Genomic DNA, 11,142 nt, shown 5'->3' with positions numbered 1-11,142 from the left:
CATACAGGTGAACCCTAATTAAATGTTTTGTAGTTACTCAATAATTCTTGTCCAATATACCATATTCTGTTAATATAAAGTTTAGATGCGTTCGCCCTGTAGCTAGTGGGAATCAGGATTTTAGCATAAAATTGTGGAAATAGCGCCCTAATTTAATAACTAAAATCCATATACCCTGATTGAAGTAGTGCATTCCTCGTCAAGCAAATCAGTTATATATTGTTGCGAATAATGATATTGTCTATTGCTGTATTATGCAGCAGCCCGTGTACAAACTTCTTCAAGTATAAGAAATAATTCATCTACTTGAGCCGAGGTAAATAATCCGTCTGGCCCCTGTGGTGTAATATCGGTAAATGGGGATTCATAGAGGATTGCTGCATCCATTGCGCCATGTGCAGTTAGGTAGTCTACAATCATATTCACAAACTCAATCTGATTAGAGTTAAGATTTTTACCAGATATAAACCTCGCTAGTTCCTGCTTGGCTACCTCCCGATCGAGTCCTACTAAAGAGCGGACGAACAAGCCTAACCCATGCGACTCTTCCTTGGCACGAACAATATCCTCCTCAGCCCCTAACTTGTTTTCCAGCAGGATATTTTCTAGTTCAGATAGATCGGATGGAGTGAGCTGTTTGTTAGTTCGTAGTTTGAAAATGACTAGATTATCTAGATGCGATCGCAAAAAAGCCCTTGCTTTAGCGCGAAATTTCTCAAAGTTATCTAATGCTGTGAAACCAGGCAACTCTACTATTATCTCATCCTCCATCACATCCTCAAAGTCGGTGTAAATAGGTTGGCGTTTTTGTTTCTCAATCAGCTTGATTAACCCCCGCAGGCGTTTGCGTAACACCTCAAGCATTGGTAATGTCACATCTTGCCACCACTCATCGGTTTGTGCCTCCTGAATCAGGGCTAACTGTTCTTGCACGAAGGGAATGGCCGATTTCTCTTCTAGCAGTCCTGCAAGTGACTTCACCTGTTCTTGTAAACGCTTAAACGTAGAGTCAGAGCGCAGAATTGCTAATTGTAACTTCAGCATCAGAATATCAAATCTTTTTATTTCTTCTGTTTCTGTTTCCAATTGGGAAGGCAAACCAGCTATTTCTTGGCTAAGTTCCAGAAAATCATCGATCGATAACGATGTCCATGCTGCGGAATTAGCATATTTCTCTACGAATCGTTGTTTAGGTCGCACTATGAAGTTTTCAGTATTCATAGCTGCAACTTCTGTATTGAGTAAATTGGCTAGTTCCTGACGCAATTCTGCATCGGTACTGGGTTCTTTAGAGGCAGATTGATACTCTTGAAGCTGGCTCACTTGTGCTTGATTTATTGGTTGATTTCCAGGTATTCTTTTATCTAGTTCTCCGATTAATTCTAATCGAGCGGTAAACAATTGCTGACCCAATGATTTCGTTATTGGTGCATTAACAGTCTCTGAGTTGTGTTGAAAAAACTCTAAATTTTGGCAATAATCAAACAGGTAAAAAAAATCTTTATCTTGCCCTAATCCAAATAAATCGGGACATAGCCTCGTACCTCGTCCTATCATCTGCCAGAACTTAGTTTTGGAGCGAACAATTTTGAACAGCACCAGATTAACGACCTCTGGTACGTCAATCCCAGTGTCGAGCATATCCACTGAGATTGCGATATGAGGTTCTTTATCTTTTTGGGAAAAGTTATCAATCAGGCTTTGAGCGTAGGTGGTTTTGAAGGTAATAACGCGGGCAAACTCACCTTTAAAATGTGGGTAATTGGCGTTGAACCGTTCAGCAATAAACTCTGCATGATCTTGGTTTTTAGCAAAAATAATGGTTTTACCGAGCCGATCACCCCCAGCAACCTTTAACCCCCTAGTCATTAGATGCTCTAGCACCTTATCCACGGTATCTTTATTGAACAGCCACTTGTTGACTGCTTCTGCTTCTACGCGATCGGGCGCATTGCCTTCTGTGTCCCATTCCAGCGCATCCCATTCTTCTCTTTCGGATTCAGAGAGTTCGTCATAATTAATGCCTTGTCGCTGGAACTTAAGCGGCACTGATACTGCTTTCAGGGGGACTAGATACCCATCTTTTACGGCATCTTCAAGCGAGTAAGCATCGGTAGGTACGCCATTTTCTAAGTCAAAGAGCCCGTAAGTGTTGCGGTCAATTTCATCCTTTGGTGTAGCGGTTAGCCCTAGCAACACAGAATCAAAGTAGTTGAAAATGGTACGGTATTTCTGAAAAACCGATCGGTGAGCTTCATCAATAATAATTAGGTCAAAATGCCCGACGCCAAAACGACGCTGACTCTCACGAGTATCATTAATCAATCCCATCATGGTGGGATAGGTACAAGCAAATACTCGTCCTTCGGTATCTTTTTCTGTGACTAAGTTTACTGGGGCGGCATCGGGGAGATGTTTCTTAAATACATTGATTGCCTGATTTACCAAAGCTACACGATCGGCTAAAAATAGTACCCGTTTCGCCCAGTTACAACGCATCAGCATATCTACTAAGGCGATCGCCGTTCTGGTTTTGCCTGCACCAGTTGCCATAACTATCAGGGCTTTGCGGTCTTTATCAGTCTCGAAAGCTTCGGTAATGCGGCGGATAGCGCGAGTTTGATAATATCGTTCGGCAATGCTAGGATTAATGGTGGCTGCTGCTAAAGATTTGCGGGTAGTCCGGCGCTGTACGAGTAATTGTAATTCAGTTTTTTTGTAAAATCCTTGCACCTGTCGCGGTGGGTAATTAGTATCATCCCACAGCCAATGCTCGTAACCGTTAGAGTAGAAAATAACTGGACGCTGATTAAATTGGTTTTCTAGGCAATCGGCATATAATTTAGCCTGTTGTTGTCCGATTCGGGGGTCGTTTCGGGTACGTTTGGCTTCTACGACTGCCAGAGGTTTACCATCATCGCCCCAGAGGACGTAATCAACAAAACCTTGACCTGATGAATTGGGCATCCCTGTAACCGGAAATTCCCGATCGCACTTTTTATCTAATGCCCATCCTGCTTCTTTCAGCAATAAGTCGATGAAAATATCGCGGGTTTGTGCTTCAGAATAGTCGTGGGTATCTGGTTGGGTGACACTGGCTTTCTTGACTGCTGCCAATTCTGCCCGTAGTTGTTTCAGTTCTTCATCAAGTGCATTTTTGTCTGCTAGAAGTGTTGAGAGCTTTTCATCGCGATCGCGTAGTTGAGTTTCTAGTTTCTGAAGTTGTTCAATGGTTTGCTTAGGAACTGGTGCAGTCTTGGGCAATGCGTCAGAGTTGAAGGTAAGCCCCGCATTGGGTTTGCTACTGCGTCCATAGGTATGTGCTAACCAGTATGCAACATGAAACAGCTCTCGTACAGCATTTATAGCATCATTCACAGAGATAGGTCGGGTACTGTGTACGGCCTGATTTCCTAGTTTGATAATGACTCTTGCTTTGTTAAAGATTGCTTCACCTACTAAGGTTTTAAAAGTAGGTTCGTGAATTAAACTGCTTAGGTTATCTTGATAGGGCAGTTCTAGGGAATTATCGTATTTATATAACCAATTTACGGTTAACTCCAAAGTTCGACGGGCATAAAAGCAGGCAGTGCGAGGGTCGGGATGTACTGCATCAATAGCTTTATTGGCCGATTCGTAAACTGTGGGAAAATCTGATTGAATAAAGGTAAACTGGCTCATAAATTTATGGCATTTTGTGATAACTTTTTAAGTCGCTATCTAGTGACCAAATAAAAACTTCACTCATTGAAAAAAGATTACAGGACTTATGAAATTCCTGAATGATACTGAGATCCCCGAAGCTTGTTCCTTCTAACTTAAGAGGTGCTTTGTTTTTGCCAGCCAGATCCGGAAATTGGTCAATCCATAGCAATATCTCTTCGGTGTTCGGGAATGTGGTAGGTCTCCAGGGCGCTACGCCCGTGAAAGCTTGTTTAACTTCTTTAACAAAACGTATGGCTGTTTTCCTTCGCATTGTGCCGTCGCCGTTTTGGGCGATGTGGTTGCCTGTTTCGAGTATGGTTGCCATCGGCAACAGAAAAGTACAGCCAGCTTGAGAATAGGTGATAAAATCTTCAAGAACTGATGCTCTATGCTGATTATAGTTGGGAACGTTGAGTATTTCGAGGAATATGCTGGTATCTATCAGGCAAATACTACTCATTGCCGTACTCCTGTAACCGAGACAGCCATGCCATAGCTTGCTGTTTTCTGTCTTCAGGTGTGTGCGGCGATTTGACAAATCGATCGACTATCCCAGCAGTTACCAGTTGACCGAGTGGCCCCTGAGATATCAGACTAGGAAAATCGTACATCTCTCCAAGCCGTACCAGGCGGCTATCTCCTTCATCTGGATTGCGGTAACAAAACACTACATCACCAAGGGCAGCATCGGGCAAGGCATCCATTAACGCGGGGTTATGAGTCGATAGCAGCACTCGCAATTTACGACGTTCGGCAATATCTCGGATGCTGGCGAGTAAATGCTTGGCGCGGTTGGGATGAACGCCGTTGTCGATTTCCTCAATGACGACTAAACTACCAACGGGTGCCGATAGCATAGCCGCCGCGATCGCCAAAACTCGCAAAGTGCCATCGGATAACAATGCCGCCTCACAATAGCGGCGCGTATTGCCAAAGGTTTCTGCTAGTCGCACCATCACTTCATCCCGTGGGCCGAAAAGGAAATCTAGCCCATCTATAGCCTGCTCTGGTAGACTCTGAATAAAGTTGAGAATTGCCTCTTGATTTTCGGCTTGATTCTCCCACAAGCGATACAAAACGCTGGAAAGATTAGTGCCATCTTCTTGTAATCGCTTATCAGATTTGAAGCTGTACTCGCGCATTCTGGCGGGGACGGGATCTAAAAATAGGATATTTTGTAAGACTTTTTGATATTCGCGGACGGTTTCAGGAATGCTCTTTTGGGATTTGGGGTACTTTGGATCAAAATGGGCAGGGGTGTCTAATTGCACGAATATAGCCATTTGATCGCTGCACGTTATTCGTGGCTTGTTCTTCCCTTTTGTAAAGTTGTTATAGGCCACACGAACATCAGTCCCTACTCCTTGAGAAGGCTGATCTAGCTGATATAGCGGGACTTGACTTGTTGAGTCAACGATTCGCTCATTACTGATGTGCAGTTCTCCGTCACGCACATTCAGGGTTATATCGAGTTGGTTCCAATCTGTTGAGTCCAAACGGCAACCAATGGTAAAATTTGACTCTCCCCGATGGCACAAGTCATTGACTCGACCGCGTACAACGCGCTCTGCACTATTCACCGCATATTGAATGCTGGTGAGTTTTTGACCTTGTGCTAGCCATGACAGAAAGCGCAAACCTTCAAGGGCGTTACTTTTGCCTGCGGCATTGGCACCTATTAGCACGGTTAGGGAGCCAAGGGGTAATCGGCTTGTACTGTAACTTTTGAAGTTGGCGAGGGTAAATTCGGTTAGCATGGCGTTCATGTCATAACTCTCCTCTAAATGCACGATGTTGGAGGGAGGCGAAGAGCGCATGGAGTTCTGACAGTGAGGTGCGGTGTGCGGTTTTGAGTTTTTCTACAGCTTCAGCGCGACGGGCGAATTCTTGTTGAAGAGGAAGAGGTGGAACAACGAACAAAACACCCTCCAACATAGTCTGGTTCACCTTGAAAGTTCCATTAGTCGTCCTAGCCAATGTTTCAAGTTGTCGGCGCACTGCACTTGAGTTCCAAATATGCTGCAAGAATTGACGCTCAATAACTTCTGGTAAAATCCGTGCAGCAATCATTGTGTCAGGGAAAGTCACTTCTGGCATTTGCTGGGTAGGAAAGTAACCTTTGCCTACTAATTGAATATTGCCATTGCCTCGGCAGATTAGAAAATCGGATTGATCCACACGTTGGGTGATTGGCGGCACAGACTGAAATGTACTGGTCTTCCATGCGTTTTCATCAAACGCACTTCCAGTGATTGCCGAAAGTGTTAGAACTTTGCTCATTACCTTCCCTATGTTGGATGGTGATAAGCCGTTACGTAAAGGCATTGAAAGCAGATTATTAAAGTAGAGCACTGACCATCCCTTCGGATTCGTAACTGGATCGCCGAACATCTCGATAAATATGGCTTGGGTGAGGGTGTCGAGTTGCCCGATCGCCTCCCGACGTTTAGATATGAGAGATTGCGCGCGATCGAGTATCTCTGCAATCCGTTTCTGTTCTTCTAAGGGGGGTAATGGAATAACCAGGTCCCGTAAAACCGAAAGTGAAACAAATTTCTGATTTCCGCCTTTTGTGTTTCGAGCAAGCTGCTTTCTAATAATCGAGGTGTTTAGCAATTCTTTGAAGAAAGGCGGATAATATAAAGACTTATTCAGCTTGAACAAAGCGACATTCTTTATCGAAAATTGACGATCTTTTTTAACAATTACTGGGTTGCCAATTGTTCCAATCATTGCAAAAAGAACGTCTCCGTCATCAACAGCAGAGCGTTTTTCTATACTTTGGTAGTCTTCTTCGGATATATATGTTATGTTGCTAAAATCAATTCCTTGTGGGGTAAGATTCTTTGAAGTAATGAGAGGAATCCCAAAATTTGTTTTAGTCGGTGTGTCATGAGTACCATCACGAACATCCACAACATCTTGGCAACGTACCCAACGCCAAGTTGATGGCAACTTTCTTTCTTCTGATATCACACTCATCTCAGCAGCCCCTCCAATTTCTCCATTCCCTGCTGAATCTCCACCTCTAACTTCACCAAATCAACAAGAATATCTTTAGGTGCGCGATGATCCACCTCTTCATGCACCACTTCCTTATAGCGATTCAAACTAAGGTCATATCCCTGAGCCACAATATCAGCCTTCGGCACACAAAAACTCTGAGCAGTGCGCGATCGCTCCCGTTCCGCAGTATTCCGCAATTGCCAACGACTCAACACATCCGGCAGATTATTCTTAGTATGTTCCTCTGCTGTTAAATCCGTAACAGGCACAGCACCTAATTTTTCATCAGCAAGCAAAGGCGTTCTTTTATCGTCCAAACTCCAGCCGTCAGCATTCACATTGTAGAACCAAACAAAATCAGTTCCACCTGAGTCAGTTTTAGTAAATAGTAAAATCGCAGTAGAAACACCCGCATAGGGCTTAAAAACACCACCGGGCAGAGAAATCACAGCATCAAGCTTCTGCTCCTCTATCAACAAGCGGCGCAATTCTTTGTGTGCCTTAGAAGATCCAAAAAGCACCCCATCCGGCACAATTACCGCAGCCCGTCCCCCAGGCTTCAGCAATCTTAAAAACAAAGCCAAAAATAGCAATTCAGTTTTCTTTGTTTTGACGATCGCCTGTAAATCCTTAGCCGTGTTCTCATAGTCCAACGAACCAGCAAAAGGCGGATTAGCCAATACTAAGGTATAAGATTCTTCATCACCAGAATGTTCCTGTGCCAGCGAATCCTGATAGCGCACATCCGGGTTTTCTACGCCATGCAAAAGCATATTCATACTGCCAATCCGCAGCATGGTATTGTCAAAATCGAACCCGTGAAACATCTGATGGTGAAAATGTTGCTTCATCTTGGTATCGCGCAGAATTTCCGGGAAATGCGATCTTAAATATTCATTAGCAGCCACCAGAAAGCCGCAAGTCCCACTAGCCGGATCGCAAATCACATCCCCCGGAGTGGGTGCAGTCAGTTCCACCATCAACCCAATAATGTGGCGCGGCGTGCGAAACTGTCCGTTTTGTCCAGCGGAGGCAATCTTGCCCAACATATACTCATAAAGGTCGCCTTTAGTATCCCTGTCCTCCATCGGTACACCATCCAGCAAATCCACCACCTTAGACAGCAGCGCCGGAGTCGGAATTGTGAAGCGGGCATCCTTCATGTGGTGCGCGTAAGTCGAATCATCCCCCCCCAAAGTCCGCAGGAAAGGGAAAACATGATCGTTGACGACCTCAAACATCTCCTTCGGTGCAAAATTCTTGAACCTCGACCAACGCAAATCATCGTAGGAGCGTTTTTTGATATCTTCACCTTCTGGGAAAATCCGGCGTGACCTTGGGCGCTTGAGCCGATTAGCTTTGTTTTCTTCCAGAGTATGTAAATCGTCGAGACGACGCAGAAACAGCAAATAAGTAATCTGCTCGATGACTTCGAGGGGATTGGAGATACCGCCCGACCAGAAGGCATCCCAGATTTTATCTATTTGGCTTTTGATTTCCCCAGATATCATATTGCGCTTTCTTGTCCGATAATTCTAAAAAATTTGGGTGAGTATCAGTTTAGCTTGGATGTGGTTTTGCTGGAGATATGCAGCCAAATCTATCTGCTGCATCTTTTTTTTGCCAAACACCAGCCTGTCATTTCTCGAATTGAGGGCGCGCGAAAATCCGTCGCATCGTTGCATTTTCGGTTTTGCCCTCCTGGTGGAATGTCTGGGGTACTGCTGGAATTTGGTGGCGATCGCTCTTTCTTGACTCGCGGTATCAGCCTACTTCCTGGCCAATGATGCTGAAGACTAATGCAGTGATAGTGATATAATAGCCGATCGTTAAGCAAAATAGGCGATCGTACAATTCTTTACAGCGACTGAGAAAATAAAGATTATTGCAGGAGAGTCGATCGAATTAAATGATTGATACTTCTTTACCTTATTAATTTTACAACTCAAAAAACTTATGCCAGACCAAACAACTAGCACAAATAATCAGTATATTTCTGAACCCAATCAGCATATCCAACAATACTTAGACTATTACTGTGAACTACCTCAGTCTCCTAAATTCGCTATCTTGCTCAAAGGGAAATGGGGGTGTGGCAAAACATGGTTTATAAATCAGTATTGTGAAAAATTAAAAAAAGATCGTAAAAAATTAAAAACAAAAGATAAAAAATCTTTATATGTTAGCCTATACGGCATTACTAATTATTCGGAAATAGAAGACATTCTTTTTCAACAAATTCACCCTGTACTTGGATCTAAAGGGATGGTGATAGCGGGTCAAATTCTTAAAGGTTTGCTAAAGGGTACATTAAAAATTGATATAAATAATGATGGTCAACAAGATGGAATGTATCATATTGCTATTCCCGATATAGACATAGATAAAAAATTTCAGGATTCTCAATTTAGCCTTTTAATATTTGATGACTTAGAACGTTGTAGCATAAACATTGAAAATATATTGGGATATATAAATAATTTTGTAGATTCCCAAAACTTAAAAGTAGTCATAATTGCCAATGAAGATGAAATAAATAGCGATGAAGACAAAAAAGAGAAATACAACAAAACAAAGGAAAAACTAATTGGGAAAACTTTTGAAGTTTTTCCTGATTTGTCAGGGGCATTAAATACAACCATTAATCAAATATCTAATTCGCAAGTCAAAGAAATTTTGACAAAAAACTTGGCTCTCCTTGAAGAGTTATACAGGCAAGCAGAGTGTACAAATTTAAGAACTTTGAACCAAGTAATCTTGGATTTTGAACGAATCTTTGAAAACTTACCAGAAAAAGCTCAGAATCAATCAAAATTAGTAGAAGAAGTCTTAGAATTATTAATAATTTTTTCTATTGAAATTTCTTGTGCCCGACTTCATCCCCAAGAAATTCGTCAAATAGATCGGGAATTAGCTAAAGAAATGATGTCAGAGAGAAAGCGCAATAATCATAGTAACTTAACAGAAAAAAATAATGCCAATACTGAAAATACTGAACATAAAGATTCTATATTCAAAAAGTATCAAAAGCTTTATAACTCCTATTACTTTAGTGGATTACTAGCTTTTTCTGGAGTGTACCCAAGCTTATTATGGTGGGAAGCTTTTTTTGACAAAGGTCTGATCGATCGGCAATATTTTGAAGAATCACTGCCAAATTCCAAATTTTTCCAAGAGGAAAACGCACCCAATTGGATGAAATTGTTGCGTTATACTATGCTTACCGATCGAGAATTCGATAAAACACTTGATCTAGTTAAATCAGAGTATCTGAATAGGGCTTTTGAAGATATGGGAATAATCAAGCATATTACCGGATTATTCTTACTATTTTCTGATATTAAGGTATACGACAAGGACAAAAAATCTATTATTGATGAAGCTAAAGAATATATTGATCAACTAAAGAATTCTGGCAGGCTAGATACAGAGTATCGTTCTAATCCATTCGGAGATGTTTATATGAGTATTGAATTTAACAGTAAAGACGATCCAGGCTTTAAAGAATTTGATAATTATATTAAGCAATGTCAAGAAGAGGTAAGGATTCAAAATATACCCAATGAAGCTAAAAAGATACTAGATATGATGCAAAATAACATCGCTATGTTTCAACATACAATATTTTTTAATGCTGGCAGCAATTTCGATAGTTTAGGGCAAAAATCTTATTATGATTATCCCATCTTGAAATATTTACCTCCCGAAGATTTTATGAAAACATTTTTGATATTGCCTTATCAGGATATGGGCTATATTTTTTATTGTCTAAGAAACAGATATAGCAGCCCAAATTTTGCGAAAAATTTAGTTGATGAGCTAGATTTTTTGAAGAAGATTCAAAGTTTATTACTAGCAGAAATTTCTCAAAAAACAGGAAAAATTAGCGGATACTTATTAAGTTCTCTCAATAAAGAATACTTAGAAGGAATTATTAGTAATCTCGAACAAGTAGAACAACCTCTTTAAGGGTGTTGACTCTGCGCCGTCTGTCACCCGCCCATCAAAAAAAAACCAGACTTTTGATACTCGTCAATCTGGTTATCAGTATGGCAAGTCGAGCTTTTTCAACTTACGAAAGTGGCTTGAATCCACTTTTTGATTTTATTGGCAGTAGCACGTTGTTAGTTGTTTTGTTTCATTCACCGTAAATCTCTTTCAATACAACTGCCAATCCCGCATCTAGGTCTTGCAGCGCTTCATCTAGGCTCTCATAGCTATCTTTTCCGAACCACAGCATCCCACCACAATCGCTCGCTCGCACAAAAGATGTTAAAGGACTCTCTGCCTGATCGCCGATTTCAATCCAGCCTTCATGTTCGTATACCCAACGAGCTATGTTGGGGTACATCTGTTCCAACGAAAATTTCATCTGAACTCGCTTACTCCCGGTGTCTGCGTCTTCATTATAATACAAGACCTTAAACCCAA

Annotated in this window: 8 protein-coding genes; 1 reads left to right on the top strand and 7 read right to left on the bottom strand. The window is 41.8% G+C overall.

Annotation, left to right across the window (positions count from 1 at the left end):
• Positions 1–252 precede the first annotated feature (252 nt).
• The 6 genes from JGK36_RS16845 to JGK36_RS16820 are packed head-to-tail and all read right to left on the bottom strand — an operon-like array spanning position 253 to position 8,396.
• A complete protein-coding gene (locus JGK36_RS16845; RefSeq protein ID WP_293197620.1) occupies positions 253–3,681 on the bottom strand; it encodes a DEAD/DEAH box helicase family protein in 3,429 nt (1,142 codons plus the stop codon).
• A gap of 4 nt (positions 3,682–3,685) precedes the next feature.
• Positions 3,686–4,165: a hypothetical protein gene (locus tag JGK36_RS16840; RefSeq protein ID WP_293197618.1), complete on the bottom strand. Its 480-nt coding sequence runs from the start codon at positions 4,163–4,165 to the stop codon at positions 3,686–3,688.
• Entirely contained in the window at positions 4,158–5,471 is a 1,314-nt protein-coding gene (locus JGK36_RS16835) for an AAA family ATPase (RefSeq protein ID WP_293197616.1), read from the bottom strand. The genes JGK36_RS16840 and JGK36_RS16835 overlap by 8 nt, the downstream gene beginning before the upstream one ends.
• 1 nt (position 5,472) lies before the next feature.
• Entirely contained in the window at positions 5,473–6,681 is a 1,209-nt protein-coding gene (locus JGK36_RS16830; RefSeq protein WP_293197615.1) for a restriction endonuclease subunit S, read from the bottom strand.
• 2 nt (positions 6,682–6,683) lie between these two features.
• On the bottom strand, positions 6,684–8,222 hold the full coding sequence (locus JGK36_RS16825; protein WP_293197613.1) for a class I SAM-dependent DNA methyltransferase: 1,539 nt from the start codon (positions 8,220–8,222) through the stop codon (positions 6,684–6,686).
• Positions 8,223–8,246: 24 nt separating this feature from the next.
• Positions 8,247–8,396, bottom strand: a complete 150-nt coding sequence (locus JGK36_RS16820; protein ID WP_293197611.1) for a hypothetical protein — start codon at positions 8,394–8,396, stop codon at positions 8,247–8,249.
• A 271-nt stretch (positions 8,397–8,667) separates the two neighbouring features.
• On the opposite strand from JGK36_RS16820, the gene JGK36_RS16815 reads away from it, so the two are divergent.
• Positions 8,668–10,680, top strand: a complete 2,013-nt coding sequence (locus JGK36_RS16815; RefSeq protein ID WP_293197609.1) for a P-loop NTPase fold protein — start codon at positions 8,668–8,670, stop codon at positions 10,678–10,680.
• A 169-nt stretch (positions 10,681–10,849) separates the two neighbouring features.
• Here JGK36_RS16815 and JGK36_RS16810 read toward each other — a convergent pair whose 3' ends face one another.
• Positions 10,850–11,083, bottom strand: a complete 234-nt coding sequence (locus JGK36_RS16810; RefSeq protein ID WP_293197607.1) for a hypothetical protein — start codon at positions 11,081–11,083, stop codon at positions 10,850–10,852.
• Positions 11,084–11,142: the final 59 nt, after the last annotated feature.

The organism is Microcoleus sp. PH2017_35_SFW_U_B (assembly GCF_020737865.1).
Taxonomy (GTDB): domain Bacteria; phylum Cyanobacteriota; class Cyanobacteriia; order Cyanobacteriales; family Microcoleaceae; genus Microcoleus.
The sequence above is the reverse complement of the archived record's forward strand: the minus strand, read 5'-3'. Positions and strand labels throughout refer to the sequence as shown.

What these genes read in the sequence shown, in the direction of transcription:
- JGK36_RS16835 (WP_293197616.1), bottom strand. Translation starts at nt 5,471, where the DNA reads ATGAACGCCATGCTAACCGAATTTACCCTCGCCAACTTCAAAAGTTAC.
- JGK36_RS16825 (WP_293197613.1), bottom strand. Translation starts at nt 8,222, where the DNA reads ATGATATCTGGGGAAATCAAAAGCCAAATAGATAAAATCTGGGATGCC.
- JGK36_RS16845 (WP_293197620.1), bottom strand. Translation starts at nt 3,681, where the DNA reads ATGAGCCAGTTTACCTTTATTCAATCAGATTTTCCCACAGTTTACGAA.
- JGK36_RS16820 (WP_293197611.1), bottom strand. Translation starts at nt 8,396, where the DNA reads ATGCAACGATGCGACGGATTTTCGCGCGCCCTCAATTCGAGAAATGAC.
- JGK36_RS16815 (WP_293197609.1), top strand. Translation starts at nt 8,668, where the DNA reads ATGCCAGACCAAACAACTAGCACAAATAATCAGTATATTTCTGAACCC.
- JGK36_RS16840 (WP_293197618.1), bottom strand. Translation starts at nt 4,165, where the DNA reads ATGAGTAGTATTTGCCTGATAGATACCAGCATATTCCTCGAAATACTC.
- JGK36_RS16810 (WP_293197607.1), bottom strand. Translation starts at nt 11,083, where the DNA reads ATGAAATTTTCGTTGGAACAGATGTACCCCAACATAGCTCGTTGGGTA.